At 72.1% G+C, this 22405-nt stretch carries 22 protein-coding genes and 1 pseudogene; 12 read left to right on the top strand and 11 right to left on the bottom strand.

The annotated features are described in order from the left end of the window. Positions 1-18: 18 nt before the first annotated feature. Complete coding sequence (locus LDL49_RS40290) at positions 19-780, bottom strand: phytanoyl-CoA dioxygenase family protein (protein WP_225299660.1); 762 nt, start codon at positions 778-780, stop codon at positions 19-21. A 179-nt stretch (positions 781-959) separates the two neighbouring features. On the opposite strand from LDL49_RS40290, the gene LDL49_RS40285 reads away from it, so the two are divergent. The 4 genes from LDL49_RS40285 (at position 960) to LDL49_RS40275 (ending at position 7587) form a co-directional block, all read left to right on the top strand. Further along, the gene (locus LDL49_RS40285; protein WP_225299659.1) at positions 960-1613 is read left to right on the top strand and encodes a hypothetical protein; all 654 of its coding nucleotides are present in this window, start codon (positions 960-962) and stop codon (positions 1611-1613) included. A 128-nt stretch (positions 1614-1741) separates the two neighbouring features. After that, complete coding sequence (locus LDL49_RS40280; RefSeq protein WP_225299657.1) at positions 1742-6112, top strand: cation-translocating P-type ATPase; 4371 nt, start codon at positions 1742-1744, stop codon at positions 6110-6112. Between the two features lie 101 nt (positions 6113-6213). After that, complete coding sequence (locus tag LDL49_RS57515) at positions 6214-6339, top strand: hypothetical protein (protein ID WP_263656124.1); 126 nt, start codon at positions 6214-6216, stop codon at positions 6337-6339. Between the two features lie 336 nt (positions 6340-6675). Then, positions 6676-7587 (top strand): TIGR03621 family F420-dependent LLM class oxidoreductase, encoded by a 912-nt coding sequence (locus tag LDL49_RS40275; RefSeq protein WP_225299654.1) that lies wholly within the window; start codon positions 6676-6678, stop codon positions 7585-7587. On the opposite strand, the gene LDL49_RS40270 is transcribed toward LDL49_RS40275, so the two are convergent. After that, the gene (locus LDL49_RS40270; protein WP_225299652.1) at positions 7577-8542 is read right to left on the bottom strand and encodes a zinc-binding dehydrogenase; all 966 of its coding nucleotides are present in this window, start codon (positions 8540-8542) and stop codon (positions 7577-7579) included. The two genes, LDL49_RS40275 and LDL49_RS40270, sit on opposite strands and share 11 nt — an antisense overlap. Before the next feature lie 59 nt (positions 8543-8601). On the opposite strand from LDL49_RS40270, the gene LDL49_RS40265 reads away from it, so the two are divergent. After that, positions 8602-9186, top strand: coding sequence for a histidine phosphatase family protein (locus LDL49_RS40265; RefSeq protein WP_225299650.1), 585 nt, complete (start codon positions 8602-8604; stop codon positions 9184-9186). 48 nt (positions 9187-9234) lie between these two features. Here LDL49_RS40265 and LDL49_RS40260 read toward each other — a convergent pair whose 3' ends face one another. The 6 genes from LDL49_RS40260 to LDL49_RS40235 all read right to left on the bottom strand — a co-directional run bounded on the left by LDL49_RS40260 (position 9235) and on the right by LDL49_RS40235 (position 12661). Next, entirely contained in the window at positions 9235-9501 is a 267-nt protein-coding gene (locus LDL49_RS40260) for a sigma factor (RefSeq protein WP_225299649.1), read from the bottom strand. After that, positions 9501-10391, bottom strand: a complete 891-nt coding sequence (locus LDL49_RS40255) for a maleylpyruvate isomerase mycothiol-dependent enzyme family protein (protein ID WP_225299647.1) — start codon at positions 10389-10391, stop codon at positions 9501-9503. Before LDL49_RS40255 ends, LDL49_RS40260 begins: the two co-directional genes overlap by 1 nt. A 21-nt stretch (positions 10392-10412) precedes the next feature. After that, the gene (locus tag LDL49_RS40250; RefSeq protein ID WP_225299644.1) at positions 10413-11171 is read right to left on the bottom strand and encodes a hypothetical protein; all 759 of its coding nucleotides are present in this window, start codon (positions 11169-11171) and stop codon (positions 10413-10415) included. 47 nt (positions 11172-11218) lie between these two features. Then, positions 11219-11470, bottom strand: coding sequence for a 3'-5' exonuclease family protein (locus LDL49_RS40245; RefSeq protein WP_225299642.1), 252 nt, complete (start codon positions 11468-11470; stop codon positions 11219-11221). A gap of 87 nt (positions 11471-11557) precedes the next feature. Further along, positions 11558-11794, bottom strand: a complete 237-nt coding sequence (locus LDL49_RS40240) for a DUF397 domain-containing protein (protein WP_225299640.1) — start codon at positions 11792-11794, stop codon at positions 11558-11560. Beyond that, positions 11795-12661 carry a Sco1979 family transcriptional regulator gene (locus LDL49_RS40235; protein ID WP_504854023.1) on the bottom strand — a complete coding sequence of 289 codons (867 nt, stop codon included), beginning with the start codon at positions 12659-12661 and terminating at the stop codon, positions 11795-11797. Between the two features lie 176 nt (positions 12662-12837). Between LDL49_RS40235 and LDL49_RS40230 the strand changes: the two genes are divergently transcribed. Both LDL49_RS40230 and LDL49_RS40225 read left to right on the top strand, forming a co-directional pair. Further along, a complete protein-coding gene (locus LDL49_RS40230; protein ID WP_225299639.1) occupies positions 12838-13344 on the top strand; it encodes an ATP-binding protein in 507 nt (168 codons plus the stop codon). A gap of 79 nt (positions 13345-13423) precedes the next feature. Next, the gene (locus LDL49_RS40225; RefSeq protein WP_225299637.1) at positions 13424-15844 is read left to right on the top strand and encodes a helicase-associated domain-containing protein; all 2421 of its coding nucleotides are present in this window, start codon (positions 13424-13426) and stop codon (positions 15842-15844) included. Here the strand turns inward: LDL49_RS40225 and LDL49_RS40220 are convergent. Beyond that, entirely contained in the window at positions 15828-16826 is a 999-nt protein-coding gene (locus tag LDL49_RS40220; protein ID WP_225299636.1) for an ABC transporter substrate-binding protein, read from the bottom strand. The two genes, LDL49_RS40225 and LDL49_RS40220, sit on opposite strands and share 17 nt — an antisense overlap. A 95-nt stretch (positions 16827-16921) precedes the next feature. Between LDL49_RS40220 and LDL49_RS40215 the strand changes: the two genes are divergently transcribed. The 5 genes and pseudogenes from LDL49_RS40215 to LDL49_RS40200 all read left to right on the top strand — a co-directional run. Further along, positions 16922-17962, top strand: coding sequence for a FecCD family ABC transporter permease (locus LDL49_RS40215; protein WP_225299861.1), 1041 nt, complete (start codon positions 16922-16924; stop codon positions 17960-17962). After that, positions 17959-18966 (top strand): FecCD family ABC transporter permease, encoded by a 1008-nt coding sequence (locus tag LDL49_RS40210; protein WP_225299633.1) that lies wholly within the window; start codon positions 17959-17961, stop codon positions 18964-18966. Before LDL49_RS40215 ends, LDL49_RS40210 begins: the two co-directional genes overlap by 4 nt. Positions 18967-19054: 88 nt before the next feature. Then, positions 19055-19873 carry an ABC transporter ATP-binding protein gene (locus LDL49_RS40205; RefSeq protein ID WP_225299631.1) on the top strand — a complete coding sequence of 273 codons (819 nt, stop codon included), beginning with the start codon at positions 19055-19057 and terminating at the stop codon, positions 19871-19873. Then, a complete protein-coding gene (locus tag LDL49_RS59805) occupies positions 19792-20088 on the top strand; it encodes a YxiG-like protein (protein WP_443689897.1) in 297 nt (98 codons plus the stop codon). Before LDL49_RS40205 ends, LDL49_RS59805 begins: the two co-directional genes overlap by 82 nt. Further along, a pseudogene (locus tag LDL49_RS40200) lies at positions 20088-20201 on the top strand (hypothetical protein); the annotation flags it as partial. The gene LDL49_RS59805 and the pseudogene LDL49_RS40200, both read left to right, overlap by 1 nt. Here LDL49_RS40200 and LDL49_RS40195 read toward each other — a convergent pair. Together LDL49_RS40195 and LDL49_RS40190 are read right to left on the bottom strand one after the other, a co-directional pair. Further along, on the bottom strand, positions 20165-21301 hold the full coding sequence (locus LDL49_RS40195) for a glycosyltransferase family 2 protein (protein WP_225299629.1): 1137 nt from the start codon (positions 21299-21301) through the stop codon (positions 20165-20167). The pseudogene LDL49_RS40200 and the gene LDL49_RS40195 overlap by 37 nt on opposite strands. Next, positions 21291-22403, bottom strand: a complete 1113-nt coding sequence (locus tag LDL49_RS40190; RefSeq protein ID WP_225299627.1) for an iron-containing redox enzyme family protein — start codon at positions 22401-22403, stop codon at positions 21291-21293. The genes LDL49_RS40195 and LDL49_RS40190 overlap by 11 nt, the downstream gene beginning before the upstream one ends. Positions 22404-22405: the final 2 nt, after the last annotated feature.

The raw sequence follows: 22405 nt of genomic DNA, 5'->3' as shown, positions 1-22405 counted from the left end.
CCTGTACGTCTGGAGCGCTCACACGCACGGGAACCTCGGGTGGTCGAACGGCCGGTTCACCTCTAGGTCGAGCCCGTCCGTCTGCTGGTACGGCGTGCCGGTGTAGAGGGCGTTGGCGTCGAAGTACGTGACGGTGAACGACAGGCGCGGCTGGTCACGCTGGTTGGCGGGCGCTCCGTGCACGGTCAGCGCGTGATGCACGGTCGCGTCGCCCGCCGCGAGGTCGAGGGGCGGCGACAGCTCCAGCTGCTTTAGCCACGGGTGCTGGCTGAGCTGGTCGTCCCCCGCCCGGGTGAAGCTCCGCCCGAGCAGTCCGTACCGGTGCGAACCGCTGAAGAAGCGCAGCGAACCCATGTCCGCCGGTACGTCCACCAGCGCCAGCCAGACCGTCAGCATCGCCGAGCGGTCCATCGGCATCCACGGGAAGTCCTGGTGGAACTCGGTCGCCGCGTGCTCTCCCGGCTCCTTGACGAGCAGGTTCGTGACCTGCACGCGTACGGCCTCCACCCCACGCAGCAGCCGGGTCGCGTTCTGGCCCATGTCCGGGCTCAAGGCCAGCGCCCGGAACGCCTCGTCGCTCTCGGCGATGTCGCGCGACTGCCCGAACGCCTGGTCCACCAGTGTCCGCCGCTGCTTCGCGCGGGCCGCGAGGTAGCCGGTCGCCCGCTGCCCGAGCTCGGCCACGGCGTCGGGTGGCACGAGGGCGGGCAGCCGCACCCATCCGTGCTCGTGAAAGAAGCCCGCCTCGTCGTCCGACGCGGCGCGTACGGGGATCTCCATGCCCACAGTCTGGCACCTGAGCAAGCGCTTGGTAAGTGCTCTTGCCCCTTCCGTCAACTCAAGCCCTCAAATACGGAAGGAGAACCACAAAACGGATACACAGTCATAAAAGTGGGCACGGAACACTTGTTCGTCGCGTGCCGGAAGGCGTCCGACGTCCTGGATATGGGGGAGGAATCATGGCCGTTGCCCAGTCTCGAGCGCGTTCGTCCAAAGAACTGGCGATTGACCTGCCGATGATGAGCGTCCAGGTCCGTCCCCCGGAGCTGCGGATGCCGCACGTCGAGATGCCGCATCTGGGGCTGCCGCGCCTTTCCCGGCGGGAGCTGGGTCACGCCATGGACGTGGCGCGGACGTTCCTTCCGCCGCCCGAGCGCCTCGCGTACTACGGCGCGCTCGGCGCGCTCGCGGCGTTCGGTGTGCTCGATTGGCCGGTGGCCGCCGCCATCGGCGCCGGTGCGCTGATCGCGCGGCGCGGCCAGGAGGGGAAGAGCGAGTCCCCTGCCCGTGGCACGCGGGCGTCTCAGCCTGCCGCCGCCCGCGGTCGCGCCACCACGTCCAGGAGCTCGGTGGCCGCGAAGACCACCACCTCGTCCAGGAGCACCGCCACACCGAAGAGCACCGCCTCGGGCAGGCGCACCGGCACCGCCTCGGGAGAGACCGCCGCCTCCGGTCGGCGTACCGCCTCGGGCAGGCGCGGCACCTCCGCGACGAGCGCCGCCGCGACCTCCGGCTCCTCGAAGAGGGCCTCCTCGCAGCGCAAGTCCGCCTCCGCCACCACGTCACGAGGCGCTCGGGCGAGCACCGCCGGGCGTGCGCGGTCGGGCGGGTGAGACCGGTTTGCCACCTGTTCTGAGCAGCCCGCGCGCCTGGACGGCTCCGCCGGGCAGCCTGCGCGCCGCCCGCACGGCTCCGCTGAGCAGCCTGCGCGCCATCTGGACGGCTCCGCCGAGGGGACGACATGTGGCCGTTCTCCGCTGACACGGTCCTGAGCGTGCTCCCCGAGCCGGTACGGAGCATGCTCCCCCGTCCGCGCCGGATACAGAAGTGCGCGGGTGGCCTGCGCATCGAACTGCGGCACGTCGGCGGCCCCGGCACGGTGTCGGCCGCGCGCGTACTCGAAGACCGGCTGCGCTCGGCCGGGGTGGACCGGGCCGAGGTGAACGGCGCGCTCGGCTGCGTGTTCGCGGGCTGCGACGCGACCACGGCCGATCTGGACAAGCTCACGGCCATCGTCGACGAACTCGACGTGGACGGCGCCCGCGCCGGTGGCCCGGTGGCGCTGGACGGCGTGCAGCAGCAGGCCCGCACCGCGATGAGCCTCGGGCTGCACGTCCTGGGCACTGGGCTCGCGCTGGCCGGCCGGGTCGCCCGCCTGCCGAGCCTGCCGTCGGCCGTACCCGCCGTTCTGTCGCTGGCCGAGCACACGCCGCGGATCCGGCGGGAGCTGGAGCGGTACATGAGCATTCCCACCGCGGACGCGGTGGTCGCCTCGACTCGCCTCGTCTCCCAGACGCTGGCGGCGCGGCCCGTGTCGATGCTCATCGACTCCGTCGCGGCGGCCATCCGCTTCGTCGACTCGTGCGCCGGGCGCCGGGCCTGGGAGCTGCGCGAGGAGGAGTTCGCGGACGCCGACGGGGCTTACCGTCACATCCAGGTCGTGGGGCAGGCCCGGCCTGTTCCGCTGCCGCACGGGCCCGTCGAGCTGTACGCCAACGCCGCGAGCGCGGCCACCGTGGTGACGCAGGCGGTCACCACCGTGGTGGGCCGCAATCACGAGCAGGGGCTCTCCGTGCTCATCACGGGGATCCCGAAGGCCGCGCACTTCGGCAGGGACGCCTTCACCAGCGTTCTCGCGCGCGCCCTGGCCAATCGTGGCGGAATGGTGCTCCACCGCGGCGCGCTGGGCCGCATAGATCGCGTCGACACGGTCCTCCTCGACACCGCCGCGCTGACCACGGGCGGGTGGACGCTCGACGGCATCGTCCCGCTCGGCGCGAACCACGGCACGAAGCACCGTACGGACCACGGCGCGAACCACGGCACAGACGGGGACCTGGACGGAGGCCTGGACGAGCTGGACGCGCGGATCTACACGCTGCTCGACCTCACCGATCCGGCGGCCCGGCGCGAGCGGGACGGCTGGACGGCGGAGCCGTACTCGGCGACGCGCGAGCCCGCGGAGGTGCGGAAGTGGCGCCGCCAGGGCATCCGGCCGATCAGGGTCTCGCGGCAGGGGACCCCGGTCGCCCTGGTCGGGGTGGCGCCGGAGCTCCACCCGCTGGCCGAAGCCGTGGTCGCCGCCGCGAAGGTCGCGGGTGACGTGGTCCTGGCCGGCGGGGAGGCGTACCTCGGCCCGCGACTCGGTGTGGACCAGGTCGTCGACGGCGGCGCCCGGCTGGTCGCCGCGCTTCGGTCGCTGCAGTCCGAAGGACGCGTCGTGGCCGTGGTGTCCCGCACGTCGCGGCGCGGCCTGCGCCAGGCGGACCTGGGCATCGGCGTGCTCAGGGGCGCGGGGCGCGTGCCGTGGGACGCCGACGTGATCAGCGACCTCGACGGGATCCACCTGCTGCTGCGCTGCGTCCCGTACGCGAAGAGGGCCAGCAGGCGCAGCGTGCGGCTGGCCGCCGCCGCGGGGGTCGTCGGCGCGGGCCTGGCCGTGCTCGGTCCGGCCGGGACGGCGGTGGCGCGGGCGAACCTGGTACGCGACTGCACCTCGGTGGCCGCCCTGATCACCGGGGAGTGGGTGGGCCGGAACGTCAGGCGGACGGCGCCGCCGGTGCCCGCCGACCGCACGCCGTGGCACGCGATGGCGGTCGGCGACGTCCTCGCCCTGCTGCGCACGTCGCCGCACGGGCTGAACGAGAAGGAGGCCGAGCGCCGCAGGACGAAACCGGCGCGGCCGGAGCCCACCGGGCCCACCTCCCTGGCCATGGCGTCCCTGGAGGAGCTCGCCAACCCGTTGACGCCGGTCCTGGCGGCGGGCGCGGGCCTGTCGGCCTCGGTCGGTTCGGTCCTGGACGCCGTACTGATCGGCGGCGTGATGGTGGTCGACGCCGTCATCGGCGGGGCGCAGCGGCGCGGCGCCGACCGGGAGGTGCACCGGCTCACCGAGGTCACCGCGGTACGGGTCCGGCTGCGCAGGCCCGGCGGCGGGGTCTCCGGTGTCGCCGACGACCTGGTGAAGGGCGACGTGATCGAGCTGCGCGCCGGTGACGCCATACCGGCCGACGGCCGGCTGATCCAGGCGGTCGGCCTGGAGATCGACGAGTCCACCCTGACGGGCGAGTCGCAGCTCGTGGCCAAGACCGCGGCGCCCACCGTGGCCGCCGCCGTCGCGGATCGCCGGTCCATGGTGTACGAGGGCACCACCGTCGCGGCCGGCCACGGCCTGGCCGTGGTCGTGGCGACCGGGGAGCAGACCGAGGCGGGCCGGACCGCCGGACTGGCCGCCGAGGGGCGGCCGGTGAGCGGGGTGGAGCTGCGGCTGCGCAGTCTGAGCCGCCGCATCCTGCCCGCCGCGGTCGGGTCGGGCCTGGTCCTCATGGTGACCAACCTGCTGCGCGGCTCACCCCTGTCCGCGGCCCTGGCCCCCGCGGTGAGCCTGGCCGTCGCCGCGGTCCCCGAAGGGCTGCCCTTCATCGCCACCGTGGCCGAGCTCGCCTCCAGCAAACGGCTCTCCCAGCGCAACACGCTGGTCCGCAACCCGTCGACGATCGAGGCCCTGGGCCGGGTCGACGTGCTCTGCTTCGACAAGACCGGGACCCTGACCGAAGGCCACATCAGCCTGCGCCAGGTCTCGGACGGCGGCCACGCCCGGCCGCTCGAGACGTTGACGCCGGAGCTGAAGGTGATCGTCGGCGCGGCGCTCCGGGCGGGCCCCCGCTTCGAGGGGGGGCGGGCCATCCCCCATCCGACGGACCGCGCCGTCGTGGAGGGCGCCGCCAGGCTCCACGTGGCGCCCAAGGACGGCCTGCGGGAGTGGCACCGGGTCGACGAGCTGCCGTTCGAACCCGCGCGCGGCTACCACGCGGTGCTCGGCCTGTCCGAGTCCGGTCACCTGCTGAGCGTCAAGGGAGCCCCCGAGGTCGTCCTCGACCGCTGCACCCACCTGAGCCGCGGCGGCGAACAGGTCCCCTTGGGCGCGAGGACCAGGCGTGAGCTGGAGAAGGAGGTGGAAAGGCAGGCGTTGCAGGGCTTCCGCGTGCTCGCCGTCGCCGAGCGCGACGCGTCCAGCCGCGCCGATCTCGACGAGTCCCGCATCCAGCGCCTGTGCTTCCTGGGCTTCCTCTGCCTGGCCGATCCCGTACGGCCCACGGCGACGCGGAGCGTCGACGGACTGATGCGCGCCGGCGTGCGGGTCATCATGATCACTGGTGACCATCCGAGCACGGCCGAGGCCATCGCCGCCGAGATCCACGTTTTGAACGGCCAGCGGGTGATGACGGGACCCGAGCTCGAACAGCTGGACGACGACGCCCTGATCAAGGTGCTGCCCGAGGTGGCGGTGTTCGCGCGTACCACGCCCGAGCACAAGGCCCGCATCGTCTCCTGCCTGCGGCGCGCCGGCAAGGTGGTGGCCGTCACCGGTGACGGCGCCAACGACGTCCCGGCGATCCGGCTCGCCGACATCGGCATCGCCCTCGGACCGCGTGCCGTCCCGGCCGCCAGGGCCGCCGCCGACATCGTGGTGATCGACGACCGCATCGAGACGATCATCGACGCGATCTCCGAGGGCCGGGCGATGTGGGGCTCCGTCCGCGACGCGCTCGGCATCCTGCTCGGCGGGAACGTCGGAGAGATCGCCTTCACCGTCGGCTCCAGCCTGCTGTCCAGGCGCGGCGCGCTGAACGCCCGCCAGCTGCTCCTGGTCAACCTGCTCACCGACATGCTGCCCGCCATGGCCGTGGCCGTTCGCCCGCCGAGCACCGAGAGCCCGGACAAGCTGCTCGCCGAGGGGCCGGAGGTCTCGCTCGGCACCGCCCTGACCCGCGACATCTACGTACGCGCGGTCACCACCGCGGCGGCGGCGACCGCGGCGTGGCTGCTCGGCCGGATGACCGGCACGCCGGGCCGCGCGTCCACCGTGGGGCTGATCGGCCTGGTGGGAGCGCAACTGCTGCAGACGCTGTCGGTGGGGGACGGGGACCGGCTGGTGTTCCTCGCCTCGGTGGCGTCGCTGGCGGCCCTCATGGTGATCATCTCCGTCCCGGGGCTCAGCCAGGTGTTCGGCTGCCGTCCGGTCGGCCCGTTCGGCTGGGCCATCGGGCTGGGGTGCGCGGTGGCGGCGGCGCTGATGGCGACGGTGATGGAGCGGGTGAGCGCGGAGTAGTCATCAGTCGTTCACCATATAGACACCGGAATTGTGGCCTTATCGCAACTTTTGTGGCTGATTATCCTCATAACGACGGATTTAATGATGTGAGGTAGTCAGTGTCCGAATTTCTCGCCTCTCTGCTCGCCAAGGCGGGCATGATGCTCCTGGAAATGCTGATCGCGCGGATCATCCAGGCGCTGGTCACATCCCTCGCCGCCCGCACCGCGTTCCGCCTGGCGTAAGCTGCGCCGCGCCCGCCTTCCCGTCAGGGCCTTTGCTTCCTGTACGGCACAGCCGCCCCACCCACCACCCGCCGTCCGTGGCTGAGGACCTCCAGGAAAACGGCCGCTGAACCCGCACATGGCCGGGCGCCGTTACGTGGGCGTAGTTGACCATCTCCGCCATTTCGTCGCGGGCTCAGGCCCGGACGAAGCGCTGGCACGGGCGGCGGGCACGGGCGCGGTGGTGTCGCGTCAGCTCGGTGGATGCCATGTCGCGCGGTGGGTGCCGTAAGGAGGTGATCGGCTTTAAGCTGGCAAGCGTATCTACACAAGCGCTTGCTCAAGCGAGGAGATGCCGTGCGGCGGTTCAGGTTCGGGGCGGTGGTGCGGCAGGCGGAGTCGGGCAAAGCCTGGGCGGACAAGGCCAGGCGGCTGGAGGGTGCCGGGTTCGACGTGCTGCTCGTGCCCGACCACCTGGTCGGCCCGCGATTCGCCCCCGTGGCGGCGCTGGCCGCCGCCGCGAGCGCGACGACGCGGCTTCGCGTCGGGACCCTCGTGTTCGCCAACGACTTCCGGCATCCGGCCGTGCTGGCCAAGGAGACGGCGACCCTCGACGTGCTGTCCGACGGGCGGCTCGACGTGGGGCTCGGGACCGGCTGGATGGCCGAGGACTACCAGCGGGCCGGCCTGCCGTTCGAGCCGCCCGGGGTGCGGGTGGACCGGCTGGCCGAGGCCGTGGCCGTGCTCAAGGGGCTGTGGGGCGACGGGCCGTACACCTTCGACGGGGCGCACTACCAGATCCGAGCGCTCGACCAGCAGCCCAAGCCCGTGCAGCGGCCGCATCCGCGACTCCTGCTGGGCGGCGGCGGGCCGCGCATGCTGCGACTGGCCGCCCGGGAGGCCGACGTGGTGAACCTCGGGATGCGGGTGCGCGCCGACGGCACCGGGCCCGACGGGAGCGACGGCGGGCGGCAGGCGTTCATGGACAAGCTGCGGACGGTACGCGCGGCCGCCGGCGACCGCTACGACCGGCTGGAGCTGGGCACGAGCGTGGTGCAGGTGGGCGTACGCAAGCCGGAGGAGACCTGGAGCGCCGCCGACACCTCACAGCTGGACGAGACGCCACAGGTACTCCTCGGCACCCACCACGACATAGTCGACAAGCTGCGCTACTGGCGAGATGAGCACGATATTTCGTATTTCGTGGTGCACCACGAGCGCGACCTCGACGCCTTCACCCCGATCGTCGAGGAACTCGCTACGGGGTGAGGATCACCTTGCCCATGGTGTCCCTGCTCTCCAGCGCCGCATGGGCGGCCGCGGCCTGCGCCAGCGGGAAGGACTGGACGGCGGGCGTGAGCTCGCCGTTCGCCGCCGCCTCCAGCGCCCGCTCCTGCAGGTCGTCCATGCCGCCCTGGCGGCCGAGCAGGTAGGCGAGGGCGTCGTACGAGGTCACGCCGCGGGCCTTCAACTCGGCCTCCTCGGGATGGAACCACTCCCCCGACGCCTGCCCGAACACGACCTGCCGCCCACCGTCGAGGAGTTCGAAGGCGGCCCTGCCGAGTTCGCCGCCGACCCCGTCGAAGACGATCGTGACGTCGCCGGCCGACTCCCGTACGACGTCCGTCCAGCCGGGCGTGCGGTAGTCGACCGCCAGATCGGCGCCCAGCGAGCGGACCCGGGCCGCCTTCGCGGCGCCGCCCACCGCTCCGACGACCCTCGCGCCCACCCGGCGGGCGTGCTGGACGAGCAGCGTGCCGATCCCCCCGGCGGCGGCCATGACGAGCACCACGTCCGAGGCCGTCACGGGCGCGACCTCCAGCAGTCCCAGCGTGGTGGCGCCGGTCGAGAGCATGGCGACCGCGGCGCCGTACTCCAGCCCGTCGGGAAGCACCGTCAGACCGGCGGCGGGCGCGACGGCGAGCGAGGCGTAGCCGCCCGAGGTCACCTCGCCGCTCACCACGCGAGCGCCCAGCAGGCCGGGGCCGACGCCCTCACCGACCGACTCCACCACCCCCGCCACCTCGTGGCCGAACGTCGTGGGCAGGTCGGGCGCGGGGTGCGGGCCGATAGGGATGCCCCGCCTGAACAGCGTCTCGATGAAGTGCACACCGACGGCGTGTACGGCGATGCGGACCTCGCCGGGGCCCGGCATGGGATCGGGGACGGACTCATAGCGGAGGTTCTCGGCAGGGCCGTAGGAATAGAGCTTTATCGCGTGCATGCCGCCCAGCGTGCTACCTGAACCACGGTTGAGGTCAACCGTGCCGGATGATGGAAGTCATGGACGAGATGGTGTTGCTCAGGCACGGCGCGACAGAGTGGAGCAAGGCGGGCAGGCACACGGGCCGCACCGATGTGCCGTTGCTGCCCGAGGGGGAGGAGCAGGCGCGGGCGCTGGCGCCGCTGGTCAAGGAGATGACGTTCGACCTGGTGCTGGTGTCCCCCGCCCAGCGGGCCCGCCGGACGGCGGAGCTGGCCGGGCTGGAGGCGTACGAGGTGGATGCGGACCTGTGGGAGTGGGACTACGGCGGCTACGAGGGCATCACCACGCCCGAGATCCGGGAGACCCGGCCGGGCTGGTACCTGTGGCGTGCCGGCGTGACCCCCGGCGACGCCGGGCATCCCGGGGAGAGCGCGACCGACGTGGGCGCGCGCGCCGACCGGGTGATCGCCAGGGCGAAGGCGGCCGAGGGGCGGGTGGCGCTGGTGGCGCACGGACACTTCCTGCGCGTGCTGACGGCCCGCTGGCTGGGGCTGCCGCCCACCGACGGCCGCCTGTTCAAGCTCGACACCGGCACGTACTCACGACTGGGCTACGAACACGCCGAGCCCGTGGTGACGGCCTGGAACGCACCGGTCACCTGACCCCGGCACGCACCCGCCATCCGTGCGCGCCGAGCGACGCGCGGCGGGTCAGCCGACCTCTGCCCGTACCGCCGACACGTGCAGCGCCTTGCTCACCAGCCAGCCGCGCAGCGAGCCGTATCGGGGCTCGTACGACAGCGGCCGTTCCCACAGCCCGACGAACACGTCCTGGGTGATCTCCTCGGCGGACGCCCGGCTCCCCGTGATCTTGATCGCCACCCCGTACACGAAGGGACCGTGCTCGTCGTAGGCGGCGGCGAGCACGTCGAGGTCGCCCGCGACCAGCCGGGCGTGCAGGTCCACGTCGGGGCCCATCAGTCACATCCCAGCGTGGAGGCGGCCCGTATCAGCTCGCGGGCGAGCGCCGGATCGCCCTCGGCCGCGTACGGGAAGGAGCCGGGCGGCCACCGGCCGGCCAGCAGCTTGCAGAAGTGGACGGCGTCCGCCGAGACCAGCACGGCGACCCGGTCCGGCGTCGGCGAGAGCGGCACCGTCCACGTGCCGCCGCCGGGCCCCGTCAGCACGACGGTGGCGGCCACGTCGCGGCGCGGCCCCTTGACGGCCTTGGGCAGCACGGCCAGCCCGAACTCGGCGATCATCCGCACGTGCTCGTCGGCCGGCGGCGCCGAGGACCTGGCGGTGGCGGTCCTGATGTCGTCGGCGTGCGTCCAGGTCTCGAACGTCCGCTGGACCATCGCCTGCCGCAGCGGCCCGCGCGCCGGCCTGGTCCCGGCCAGCTCCACTTCGACGCCGAGCAGCACCCCGGTGCCGGCGGAAACGCGTTCGAGCAGGGATCCGGCCTGCTCGCGCCAGCGCCGGTGCACCGGCAGGCCGGCGCTCGCCGGTACGCCCATGAAGCCCGCGACCCTGGCGTCGTTGGCGGCCAGGTGCTCGACCATGCCGCGTACGGTGCCGTGCTTGGCCAGGGGCGCCTCCCATTGCGCCACGCTGAGCTCGCCCAGCAGTCCGTCCATGAGCGCGACCTGCTGGGCATAGGGAACGGCCACGGCCGCGACCGCCGTCTCGGCGGGGCTGCGCCGCAGCCGCGCCTTGGCCAGCATCGCCTCGCGCAGCGCGGGCGGCGGAGCAGCCGCCTCACCCTGGGCGCTCGGGGCGTCGAGGAGTGTGATGGCCGCGCTGCAGTCCGGGCACGAGACGACGTGGTCCTGGGAGCCCTGCCCGTTGGAGAGGTACGAGTCCGTCATGGCTACCTCCGCAGCCCGACGCTAACCCGATGTGCCTCCGGGCGCCAGACGGCTGCCGGGGAAGGGCGACAGGAGGGTCTCGCGCCACGGCCCGTCGAGGAAGTCGCGGGCCCGCTTGGCCCAGCCGAGCAGGCGCGGGTCCGGCGGCACCTCGTCGTCCAGCCCGAGGGCGGCGTCCCGGGCCCGCTGCGTGCGCAGGTGGTCGTCGAGCGACACACCCCAGACCGTGACGGCCTCGGTGTCGCAGAACAGCACCTCGTACAGGCCGACCAGGTGGTGCCCGTGCTCGGCCAGCAGCGGGGCGCGTTCGGTGCGGACCGCCTCCAGGTAGTCGAGGGCGGCGCCGGGTCGTACGCGGGCGCTCTCGAACACGTAGAACTCGGCGGTGGCCACCTCGCTCAGGTCCGGGCAGCCCGGCACGGCGCCGAGCGGGCGGGAGAAGGCGGAGAAGCGCAGGTCGTCGATGTCGGACAGGAACAGACGGTCGTCCACCCCTCGGTAGATCTCCATCATCTGGCGCCAGCCGCCGTCCCAGCCGCCGTGGCAGTCCCACAGCGTGACCGCCTTGAACTGCGGGTGGCCGGTGATGCCCACGGCGTAGAAGGCGCCGGCCAGGTCGATCTCGCGGGACCTGATGGACATGCCGGAGGTCAGCGTGGGCGCCTGGCGGGCCTCGTCCTCGCGCTTGTAGCGGGTCAGCCAGGTGAGGTACTCCATCGGGCGCCGGGAGTTCATCGGCCGGAAGTCGACCTCTTCGAGAAGGTAGATCCCACGCCGCATCCAGGGCTCCTTTGACCAAGCGATTGCTCGGCCTCAACCCTAGCTGATCAAGCGACCGCTTGGGTAGGCTGCGGCCCTCTTCCCGTCAGCCACTCCAGCACCCTGCGGTGCCCGGAGGCGGCGTCCTCGAAGTGTCCCCAGTGCCAGTAACGCGGCTGGTCACGGACGCCCGTGACCCAGGTGCGATAGGAGACGGCAGCGCCGGAGGGGGCGACGCCGTAGGTGCGGATCACGACCTTGCCGCCGGGTGCGAAGAGCACGTCGTCGGCGATCGGATAGAGAGTCATCTCGTCGAGCATGTGCCGATCATGGAGCTCGCGGGAGGCGGGGCGGTTACGCCTCCGGCGCGCCCCCGTTAAGGGGACCCGCCGGAGGTTAACAGCCTGTTACACCAGGAGACCGTCGAACTCCCCATCCTTCACTCCGAGCACGAGGGCTCGGATCTCGTCGCGGGTGTAGATCAGGGCCGGGCCGTCGGGGAAGCGTGAATTGCGCACCGCGACCCCGCCGTCGGGGAGCTTCGCGAGTTCGACGCAGTTCCCCTGTGAGTTGCTGTAGTGGCTCTTGCGCCAGGCGACCTGCTGCAGGTCGGTCGCGGGCATGCCGTTGTAGGTCTGCTTCATCTACATCTTTCTGAGAAGACCGCCGATGAGCTCGACGGTGCCCCCTGGCGTGGTGCTCTCCACGCATAACTGCTCCATAGCCGTGAGATATGGATCGATGTCCTCACGCTTGTCCAGGTACAGGGCACCCCAGAGCTGCTCGACATAGACAACGTCCGACAAGTCGGACTCGGGAAATCGCAAGATGCTGAACGCGCCACCTTCAGCGGCGTGCATGCCATATCTGAAGGGCATCACCTGAATGGTGATGTTGGGAAGGGCAGCGACTTCCAGCAAATGCTGAAGCTGCTCGGACATGACCTCCCGCCCGCCGATGGTCCTCTTGAGGGTCGCTTCGTCGATGACCGCCCACAGTCGCGGGCCGTCCTTCTGCGTGAAGCGCTCTTGTCGCTGCATGCGCAGATGCACGCGGCGCTCGATCTGCCCAGGGGTCTCATCGGGGTTGCCGAGTTGGTATACCGCGCGTGCGTATGCGGCCGTCTGCAACAGACCGGGCACGAACTGCACCTCATAGGTGCGGATCACGCTGGCTGCTTCCTCTAGCCCCACGTACGTGGTGAACCACGCGGGCAGAACGGCTGAATACTTGTGCCACCACCCGGGGGTGTTGGCTTCGCGGACCATCTCCAGCAGGGCACGGCGCTCGGCGTCGTCGACGACGCCGTACAGGGTGAGCAGGTCCTCCACATCGCGTGTCTTGAATCCGACACGACCGAGTTCCATACGGCTGATCTTCGACTCGGACGCCCGGATGTGGAATCCGGCCTGGTCGCGGGTGAGCTCGCTGGCTTCACGCAGCCGCCGCAAACTGGCGCCGAGCATGATGCGCCGAACGGTCGAACCTGAACCGGGCGGATCGAGGGACACGTGCTGCTCCTTGGTCGTTTCCTTAGCACACAGTCTGTCACTCCACGGCCGAAAGATCATATGCCGTGGACAAGATCCCCTTTCCCACTGATTGACCTTTTGGGGCAACGGTAGCGCTTGCACACGGTGTCTGCACGTGCATTCGCTCTTGCACCTGCACGAGAGTTTGCTCCAGAATGATCAACGTGCAATCCACCACGGCGACGCAGGGCACGTGGACCACGTTCGACTGGTGGCCCCCGGTCGGGTGGTGGCCCGAAGCCGCGCGTGACCTGCTGGTCCCAGGCCCGGCCTCGAGCGCCACGTTCGTCCTCCCGCCCACGCCGTCCTCGATCCACTCCGTCCGCAGCTTCACCAACGGCACCCTGACGGCATGGGGCCTCGGCGAGCTGATCGAGAACATGGAGCTGGTGGTCTCCGAGCTGGCCACCAACGCGCTGCGGCACGGATTACACCTGGCCGAGCCCCATTGCCCGCGCCCGGTCCACATGTCCCTGGTGCGCCGCGGCGCGCTGGTTACCAGCGCCTTCACCGATCCAGGCTCATCGGTGCCCGTGCTGAGATACCCTGGCCCTCTCGACACCGGCGGCCTCGGACTCCACATCGTCGAATCGCTCAGCCACCGATGGGGCTGGTCCGCACTAGCGCCCCACGGGAAGATCGTCTGGGCAGTCCTCTCCTGACCGGGGGTGATCTGCATTACCGTGGATGCTCATGGCTCACGGTGAGTCCCTGCGTGCGACCCCATGAGAGTGCTGACAGATGGATGATCACCTGCTCGGCTGGCTACGAACACTTGACGAAGACAGGCTGGGCCGCATCCTGGCGACCCGGCCCGACGCTATCGCGGCCCCCTGGCCGCGGCGGCTCGACACCCTTGCCCAACGGCTCGGCAACGGATTCGCCGTGATGGAGGCCCTGCGCGGCCTGCCCCTCCCCTGCCTTGAGCTGGCTCAGGCGTGCCTGGTCGTCCGGCACGCCACTCCCGAGCGGCTGGCGGCCTTCCTCGGCGTGCCGGCCGAGGAGCTGACCCCCTGGCTCGACCTCCTCCATGACCACGCGCTGGCCTGGCCCGACGGCGAGGGCGTCATCCGCCTGGCCGAGGCCGTGTCGCGGTGGTGGACCGCGCCTCTCGGCCTGGGCGAGCCGCTCGACCACTACCTCAACTCCTGGACGATCAGCAACGACACGCTGCGCTCGCTCGCCCGCAACCTGGGACTCCCACCCGACGGCAACAAGCGCCGCACGGTCAGCCGGGCCAGCGAGGTGCTCGGCGACCGGGCGCGGCTCGACGCGCTGCTGCGCGGCGCTCCCGAGGGCACGGTCCGGCTGCTGGAGCGCTTCGCCTGGGAGGGTCCCGTACGCGATGTCGACGGCGGCAGGTTCGTCATGCCCGGCACGCCGGAGAAGTGGTCCGCCGACCACGGGCTGCTCTACCGGCCGAGCTGGCACGTGGCCGAGATGCCGCGCGAGGTGGCGCTCGGCCTGCGCGGCGCCGACTACCACCCGCCGTTCACCCCCGAACCACCCGAGGTGGCCACGATCCCGATCGACCCGGAAGAGGTCGACCACCTGATGACGCTGGCCGCTCCGCACGTGGTGGAGCGGTGCGCGGCGCTGCTCGACAACGCCTCCAAGGCGCCGCTGCCGCTGCTCAAGACCGGTGGCGTGGGCGTGCGCGAGGTGCGCAGGATGGCCAAGGAGACCGGCTGCGACGAGGATGAGACCCGGCTGCTGCTGGAGGTCTGCACCGTGGCCAGGCTGCTGGCCTGGGACGAGCCGTCCGGCGGCATGGTCCCCACCGAGCGGTTCGACCGCTGGCGGCTCGACGAGGGCTCGGCCAGGCTGCGGGTGCTCCTGTCGGCCTGGTGGCGCATGGAGCGCTCGTCGCTGCGCAAGATCGACGGCAAGTACGGCACCGTGCTGGGCGACGACCAGTCGGGCGCCGCCGTGGCGCGTGTGCGCCGGGCGGTGCTGTCGGTCCTGTCCCACCTGCCGGCCGGCACGGCCTTCGCCGATCGCGCCGGCCTGGTCCGTAACGTCCACTGGCACTCCCCGATGCTCGACCAGGACCTGCTGGCCGAGTGCGCGTCCGCGGTGCTCGTCGAGGCGCGGCTGCTCGGCCTGCTGGCCAACGACTCGCTGACCGACCTGGGCAGGGCGCTGGCCGGGCTGGCCGCCAAGGCGGGCGAGGAGAGCGACGACGCGGTGCCGCTGGTCGAGCACGACCCGATGCTCGCGGAGGCGGCGACCAGGGCGCTGGCCAGCGTACGCAGGAGCGCGCTGTTCGGCCCCGACCTGACCGCGGTGGTGACCGGACCGCCGTCCGCCGAGCTGGCCGCGCTGCTCGACCGGGTGGCCGAGCGGGAGTCGCGGGGCGCGGCCTCGGTGTGGCGGTTCACCATCGAGAGCGTGCGCCGCGCGCTGGACCACGGCTACGAGGCCGACGAGCTGCTGGAGGAGCTGTCCGGCGTCGGCACCATCCCGCAGCCGCTCGAATACCTCGTACGCGACGTGGCCCGCAGGCACGGCGAGGTGACGGTGACCACGGTGGGCTGTGTGGTGCAGGCCTCCGACCCGACCCTGCTGGCCGAGATCGCCGGTCACCGGCGGCTGGCCCGGCTCGGGCTGCGGCTGCTCGCGCCCACCGTGCTGGTGAGCTCGGCGGGCGCCGAGCGGACACTCGCCGCGCTGCGCGAGCACGGCTACTCGCCCGTCCCGGTCGCCGACGGCGGCGAGATCACGATCCGCCGCACCCGCGTCGATGAGCCCCACAACGGCAAGCTCATCCTGCTGCCCGGCGGCCAGGTGGCCGAGCTTTCGGAGCTGGCGGCGATCGGCGGGGCCGAGGCGATCCCGCACATCATCGCCGAGCCGATCCCCGATCCGCACGAGCACGCCGCCCGCCTGATCACCGCCAGCCGGGCGGCGAACGACCGCGCCGGGCGCACCTGGGCCGTCATCGGCCGGATGGCGACCAGGCTGCCCACGGCGCAGCAGTCACTGCTGGGCTTCGTCGTGGACCGGGGCGTGCGGGCCGGCATCACGCTGACCGACGGCCTGACCGCGACGATCAGCCACGGCGAGCTCAAGGGTGGCGCCCTCGACGCCTGGTGCGAGGAGGCCGGCGACTACCTGGAGTTCCCGCTGGCCGAGATCGTCGAGGTCACGGGAGCTTACTAGCCTTCTTCAGGTTGGCCACGAGGCCCTCCACGAAGTCGGCGTAGCCCTGGTAGCTGTAGGGGGCCTCGGCGCTCCACGGGTAGAGCTGCCCGGCCTTGACGGCGGGCAGCTTGGCGAAGGTGGGCTTCTTCATCATCTCGGCGGGCTTGAGCGACTGGGTGCGGGTGTCGTAGAGGATGACGTCGGCGTCGTAGGTGTCGGCGTTCTCCCAGCTCAGTGTCTGGAAGAAGCCGCCCTCGTCGACCTTGGCGGGCGTGACGACGGTCAGGCCGTTCTGGGTGAGGTGCACGATGTCCGGATATTCCGGCGGGTTCACCACCCACATGGCGTCGGGGCCCGCCGAGATCATGAGGATCTTGAGGTCCTTGAACGCCGCCAGCTCCTTGCCGGCCGCCGCCAGCCGGGTCTTGGCCTCCGGCACCCCTTGCAGGTTCGCGCCCAGCGACGTGGCCAGCTCCTCGTACTTGCCGATCACCTCCATGGCGCTGCGCCCGGTGAGCATGATGCCGGCCGTCGGGGCGACCTGTTCGATCGTGGCCTTCGACTTCTCCGGTACGTACCAGAGCGTGCCCTTGATGTACATGCTGCTGACCAGCAGGTCCGGCTGGAGCGCGATGTACTGCTCCACGTTGAACTCGTCCCAGACGTTGCCCAGTCCCGTGACCTTGGTGATGTCGACGTTGCCCACCTGCGGGTCCCTGGCGCCGTCCTTGAGCTTGTGCGGGCCGAAGACGCCGACCGGGCGCACGCCGAAGTCCCACAGCGCCGCCGCGGCGCCGACCTGGGCGACCACCCGGGTGGGGCGCTTGGGCAGGCTGAGCTTCTTGTCCCGGTCGTCGGTGAACGTCCACCCGCCCGCCGCGCCGGTCGGCGCCGCCTGGGTGGCGGCGCCCTCGCCGCCGCAGGCCGCCAGGGTCAGGGCCGCCGCGACGCCCGCCGTGGCCGCGAAAAAGCCCCTGCGAGGCAGTACCGGTCCCGACATGTCCATCTCCTAAGGTTAGGCTTGCCTTGGTTGTGGGGCTTTACCTTAGCCTCGCCTAAACGTGACCGTGACGAAAGGGGTGCGGGTTGCCCGCGGTGAAAGAGCGCCCGGCGGAGGTCGAGCCCGTGGCGTCCCGGGGGCGTCCGGCGGCGCTGGCCGGTGGGCTGGTGGTCGTGTTCGGCGTGCTGGTGCTGGTGGCGATGGCCAGCGTGGCGCTGGGCGCCCGATCGGTGCCGCTGTCCACGGTGCTGGACGCGCTGACCGCCCCCGACGGGTCCGGAGACCACACGGTCATCCGCGAGCTGCGCGTCCCGCGGACCCTCCTGGGCATCGGCGTGGGGGCCGCGCTCGGGCTGGCGGGGGCACTGATGCAGAGCCTGACCCGCAACCCGCTGGCCGATCCGGGCCTGCTCGGCATCAACGAGGGCGCCGCGCTCGGCGTCACCCTCGCGCTCGGGCTGTTCGGGCTGTCGGACCCGGCCGTCTACGTGTGGTTCGCCTTCGGCGGCGCCGCCGTGGCCTCCGTCGTCGTCTACGCGCTGGGCTCGGCCGGCCGCTCGGGCGCCGGTCCGGTACGCCTGGCGCTGGCCGGCATCGCCGTCGGCATGGTGTTCACGGCGGTGGCCTCGGCCATCCTGCGCATGGACCCGCAGACGTTCGACCGGATGCGGTTCTGGCTCACCGGCTCGCTGGCCGGGCAGACCTCCGACGTGCTGTCGCGGATCGCGCCCTTCATGGTCGTCGGCCTGGTGGTGGGCCTGTTGCTGGCCAGGCCGCTGAACATGCTGGCGCTGGGCGACGACGCCGGCAAGGCGCTGGGCGTGGCCGTCACCCGTACGCGGGTGCTCACGGCCGTGTCGGTCACACTGCTCTGCGGCTCCGCCACGGCGGCGGCCGGGCCGCTGTGGTTCGTCGGGCTGGCCGTGCCGCACGCCGTACGGGCCGTGGTGGGTCAGGACCAGCGGTGGGTGCTGCCGTACACGGTGCTGGCCGCGCCGGCTCTGCTGCTGGCCGCGGACGTGGCCGGGCGGCTCATCGCCAGGCCCGGCGAGGTGCAGGTGGGCATCATGTGCGCCGTGGTCGGCGCGCCGATCTTCATCCTGATGGCCAGGCGCAGGAGGCTGGCCGCGCTATGAGCATCCGTTTCGGTCCCTGGTCCGTACGGCTGGCGCCGCGGGCCCTCGTCGTCGCCCTGGTCCTCGTCCTGGTCGCGTTCACCGTGACCGTGGCGGCGATCGCGACCGGCGAGTTCACGGTGTCCGTACCCGATGTGCTGACCGCGCTGTTCGGCCAGGGCACGCCGGTGGCCGAGCTGATCGTAAGCAGGCTGCGCGCGCCTCGGGTGGTCACCGGGCTGCTGGTGGGCGCGGCGTTCGGCCTGAGCGGCGCGATCTTCCAGAGCCTGACCAGGAACCCGCTCGGCAGCCCCGACTTCATCGGCTTCACCGCCGGCGCCTCGACGGGCGGCATCCTCGGGGTGATCGCGGGCGGCACGGCGCTGCAGATCGCGGGCGGCGCGCTGGCGGGCTGCGTCGGCACCGCCGTGCTGGTGTACGCGCTGGCCCATCGCGGGGGCGTGCAGGGCTACCGGCTGGTCCTCGTCGGGATCGGCGCGAACGCGCTGCTCCTGTCCGCCAACTCCTACCTGCTGACCAGGGCCAACATCAACGACGCCGCGACCGCGGGCGCGTGGCTCACGGGCAGCCTCAGCGGGCGTGGCTGGGACCACGCGATCCCGGTGGCGGTGGCGCTCGCGGCGCTGCTCCCGGTCTGCGCCTGCGTGTCGCGGCCGATGCGGATGCTGGAGATGGGCGAGGACTCGGCGCGGGCCATGGGCATCAGGGTCGAGGGCGTACGGGCCACGGCCATCACCGTGGGGGTGCTGCTGTGCGCGGTCGCCACGGCCGCCGCCGGACCGGTCATCTTTGTCGCCCTGGCCGCTCCGCAGCTGGCCAGGCGGCTGACCCGGTCGCCCGGCGTGACGATGGGCGCCTCGGCGCTCATGGGCGCCGTCCTCCTGACCGGCGCCGATCTGGCGGCCCAGCGCGTACTGGCCGCCACACAGCTGCCCGTCGGCGTGCTCACCGCCGCGATCGGCGGCGCGTACCTCGCCCTGCTCCTGCGGAAGGACCGCCACTGATGCTCACGGGACAGACCCGCCGCCGCGCACCTCACCCCGCCGAGACGAACGGACCGTCATTGATGCTCGCGCGAAAGGACCGCCGCTGATGGCACTCCCCCAGTCCGAGTCCGCCCGGCTGTCGGGCAGCGACCTCACCCTCGCCTACGACCAGCGCGTCGTGGCGGCCGAGCTGGACGTGAGGATCCCCGACGAGTCGTTCACCGTGATCATCGGGCCGAACGCCTGCGGCAAGTCCACCCTCCTGCGCGCCCTGGCCAGAATGCTCAAGCCCAGGAAGGGCGCGGTCCACCTCGACGGCAGCGTGATCACCTCGCTGCCGTCGAAGGAGGTGGCCAGGCGACTCGGGTTGCTGCCGCAGAGCTCGATCGTGCCCGACGGCATCACCGTGACGGACCTGGTGGCCCGCGGCCGCTACCCGCACCAGAAGCTGATGCGGCAGTGGTCACGCGCGGACGAGGCCGCGGTGAGCGAGGCGATGCGCGCCACCGACGTGTCCGAGCTGGCCGACCGGATCGTGGACGAGCTGTCCGGCGGCCAGCGGCAGCGCGTGTGGCTGGCCATGGCGCTGGCCCAGGAGACGCCGATCCTGCTGCTCGACGAGCCGACGACGTTCCTCGACATCTCCCACCAGATCGAGGTGCTGGACCTCTGCGCCGACCTGCACGAGGCCGGACGCACGATGGTGGCGGTCCTGCACGACCTCAACCAGGCGTGCCGCTACGCCACCCACCTCATCGTCATGCGCGACGGCGCCATCGTGGCCGAGGGCGAACCGGCCGGGATCGTCACACCCGACCTGGTGGCCCAGGTGTTCGACCTGCGGTGCGAGATCATCGAGGATCCCCAGTCGGGCACCCCGCTCATCATCCCGGAGGCGCGCCGCCAGGTGAGAACGACGGCCTGATCCCGAATTACCTGCGCGACTACGAGGTCATCGTCTACACGACGGCGGATCCCCGCACTGGGATCGAGCCGGCCTACCTGCGGTATCTCTTCAGATACTGCGTCGAGGCCCGGTGCGAGTCGTCGGTGCCGCCCGAGACCTGGCGTGTCTGGTCCGAGCGACCAGGACGGTTCTACCGTCGTTTCGGCCATGACCTGCGGGGCAGGAGGGGCTGATGGACGATGAGGTGGCGACGGTGACCCCATGCGAGGACGGTCCGCTGTTGCTCAGAGGGTCGTTCGCGCTGGTGACTCAGGACGGGACGGTCGTCGAGCCGGGACGGGCGACGGTGGCGCTGTGCCGGTGCGGAGCCTCGTCCGCCAAGCCGTTCTGCGACGGCTCGCACAAGGCGATCGGCTTCCGCGCCGCCAGCGAGCCCGACCCGCCCCTCTGACCCCGCAGGCGCGCCCGCCGCCGCAGCGTCCGGGTGGAATGGGCGGCGACCCGCAGCCGGCGGCCCGCGTACGGGACACCGCCCCGCAGCGCCGCGGCCACGGCCAGCCAGGCGCAGACGCCCCGTTCCAGCACCCAGACGGGCGCGAACAACGACGCCGCCCACGGGAACACCCGGCCGCCTCCGCTCCTGCGACGACCGGCCTCGGCCAGGGCGACGGCCAGCAGCGCGGCGGCGGCAGGCGGCGCGTACCGGCGCCGGAGCAGGGCGGTGGCCCCCGCCGGGAGCACGGCCAGGAACGTCGCCAGCCGGAGTGGCTGCGCCAGATCGTCGTAGGCCTGCCGTACCCGTTGCGACCAGAACCGTCCCGCGTCCGGCGGCAGGCGGCGCACGTAGAGGCCGAGCGGGCGGGCCTCTACGCCGCCGTGTGCACGTACGGTTCGGATCAGCTCAAGATTCTCGAACAGGACGTTGCCCTCGTAGCCGCCCATCTCCTCGAAAAGGGCGCGGCGGATGCCGAACGTGCCCGGATAGTCCGCGCCGAAGCACCGGTTGAGCAGGGTGCGGGCGGTGTCCCAGAGGGCGTGCCAGGGCAGCGGATCGAAGTGGTTCTGCGGCCGGACGAGGTGGGCGTGGTCGAGCAGCGAGTGGACGTCGGCCAGCGCGGCCCCGTCGTAGCGCACGTCGTCGTCGGCGATCACCACCCGCTCCGCCCGGGCCAGCCGCAGTCCGGTCGTCACCCCGGCCACCTTGCCGTTGGCGTAGCGGAGGGCAGGGTCGGGACGCACGTGGGTGACCAGGCCGCGCCAGTGGCGGGCGTGGCGGGCGAACAGGGCGGCGGGGCTGCCGTCCACGACGATGACGCGGGCGTGCGGGGTGAGGGTGCGGAGGTAGCCGGTCAGCTCGTCCAGGCCCGTGTCGTCTTCCCAGCGGAGCGGGAGCACGTAGTCGAGCCACCTGCCGCCGTCTGCCGTGGCGCCCCGCTCAGCCGGCATGGCGGCCGGGAAAACGACTGGGCACGCGGCTTGGGCGTGCCGCCGCTACCTCACCCTCTATGGCGTCACACTCCAGGGCATGCCTCCTTGACCCGTGGCCTGCCAGGTCGCCATGGCCTTCCAGCGAGCTGGCGCCCCGCTGCCAGCGGTCCATGACGTGCTCGGCCCAGCGGCGTTCGACGGCCAGGGCGCAGGCCGCCCCGTACAGGATGTCGCCGCTCAGCGCCGGCTCCTGGGCGGCCAGGCCGGCGCAGAGGTCGTGCGCGGCGACCTGCTCGTGCACCGCGTCCGCCTGTACGTGCTCCTCGTAGAAGCGGGTGGTGGCCGCGTCGCCGCCGAGGTGGCGCAGGGCCAGGGCGTAGCGGCGGTTGGGCAGTGACGAGGTCATCTCCAGCGCCGCGAGGTGTCCCGCCAGCGCGCCGCGCAGCCGCCGGTGCAGCCCGAACAGCGACATGACGTTCGAGACGGCCAGCGTGATGCCGGGCACCCGCGACAGGTAGGCGCCGTAGGAGTCGTCCAGGCCGAGCCCGGTCATGGTGGTCCTGAACAGTTCGGCGTGCATGCGCTCTGCACGCCCGCCGCCGTACTCGTCGGCCTGGATCTCGACCAGGGCCGCCTTGGGGCCGCCGTGCAGGCGCGGGATCGCCCACGTGTGCGGGTCGGCCTCTTTGAGGTGATAGATCGAGCGGTGCACGACGAACTCGCGGAACCGCTCCAGGTCCGCCTCGCGCTGGAGGTGGGCCGCCAGCGACGGGCCGCTCGCCTCCTCCTCGGCCACCAGTCCGGCCAGCGCGTGACGCACCTGCTGCGGCGGCACGGCCGGCGGGCGCGGCACGGCGAACGCGAGCGCCGACTCCAGGCAGTGCTCCAGCTTCCGGCGGGCGGCCAGCAGTGACGGCTGCCACTCCCAGTGGTCGTCCACGTCATCGAAGCCGCGGTAGTGCAGCTCGTAGCAGGCGAAGAGGGCGAGCTGGAGATCGCCGTCGTCCAGCGCCCAGGCGGGCGGAGGAGTGGTCAGCGGCGGTTCCAGCTCACGCGGTGGGCCGCCGAGCTGGGCGAAGATCCCGGCGGTGAGCGGGCCGCGAGCAGGGGGCAGGCGCATCA

The sequence above is a fragment of the Nonomuraea aurantiaca genome (genome assembly GCF_020215705.1).
In the GTDB taxonomy this organism is placed as follows: Bacteria; Actinomycetota; Actinomycetes; order Streptosporangiales; family Streptosporangiaceae; genus Nonomuraea; species Nonomuraea aurantiaca.
This window is presented reverse-complemented; position numbering and strand designations above follow the sequence as displayed.

Bases quoted from the DNA above. Each gene is read 5' to 3' on its own strand.
- LDL49_RS40230 (WP_225299639.1), top strand. From the start codon at position 12,838: ATGATCAACGTGCAATCCACCACGGCGACGCAGGGCACGTGGACCACG.
- LDL49_RS40250 (WP_225299644.1), bottom strand. From the start codon at position 11,171: ATGCGGCGTGGGATCTACCTTCTCGAAGAGGTCGACTTCCGGCCGATG.
- LDL49_RS40220 (WP_225299636.1), bottom strand. From the start codon at position 16,826: ATGTCGGGACCGGTACTGCCTCGCAGGGGCTTTTTCGCGGCCACGGCG.
- LDL49_RS40240 (WP_225299640.1), bottom strand. From the start codon at position 11,794: ATGAAGCAGACCTACAACGGCATGCCCGCGACCGACCTGCAGCAGGTC.
- LDL49_RS40205 (WP_225299631.1), top strand. From the start codon at position 19,055: ATGGCACTCCCCCAGTCCGAGTCCGCCCGGCTGTCGGGCAGCGACCTC.
- LDL49_RS40225 (WP_225299637.1), top strand. From the start codon at position 13,424: ATGGATGATCACCTGCTCGGCTGGCTACGAACACTTGACGAAGACAGG.
- LDL49_RS40255 (WP_225299647.1), bottom strand. From the start codon at position 10,391: ATGACGGACTCGTACCTCTCCAACGGGCAGGGCTCCCAGGACCACGTC.
- LDL49_RS40270 (WP_225299652.1), bottom strand. From the start codon at position 8,542: ATGCACGCGATAAAGCTCTATTCCTACGGCCCTGCCGAGAACCTCCGC.
- LDL49_RS40260 (WP_225299649.1), bottom strand. From the start codon at position 9,501: ATGGGCCCCGACGTGGACCTGCACGCCCGGCTGGTCGCGGGCGACCTC.
- LDL49_RS40210 (WP_225299633.1), top strand. From the start codon at position 17,959: ATGAGCATCCGTTTCGGTCCCTGGTCCGTACGGCTGGCGCCGCGGGCC.
- LDL49_RS40280 (WP_225299657.1), top strand. From the start codon at position 1,742: ATGTGGCCGTTCTCCGCTGACACGGTCCTGAGCGTGCTCCCCGAGCCG.
- LDL49_RS40245 (WP_225299642.1), bottom strand. From the start codon at position 11,470: ATGCTCGACGAGATGACTCTCTATCCGATCGCCGACGACGTGCTCTTC.
- LDL49_RS40290 (WP_225299660.1), bottom strand. From the start codon at position 780: ATGGAGATCCCCGTACGCGCCGCGTCGGACGACGAGGCGGGCTTCTTT.
- LDL49_RS40285 (WP_225299659.1), top strand. From the start codon at position 960: ATGGCCGTTGCCCAGTCTCGAGCGCGTTCGTCCAAAGAACTGGCGATT.
- LDL49_RS40190 (WP_225299627.1), bottom strand. From the start codon at position 22,403: ATGCGCCTGCCCCCTGCTCGCGGCCCGCTCACCGCCGGGATCTTCGCC.
- LDL49_RS40195 (WP_225299629.1), bottom strand. From the start codon at position 21,301: ATGCCGGCTGAGCGGGGCGCCACGGCAGACGGCGGCAGGTGGCTCGAC.
- LDL49_RS40265 (WP_225299650.1), top strand. From the start codon at position 8,602: ATGGACGAGATGGTGTTGCTCAGGCACGGCGCGACAGAGTGGAGCAAG.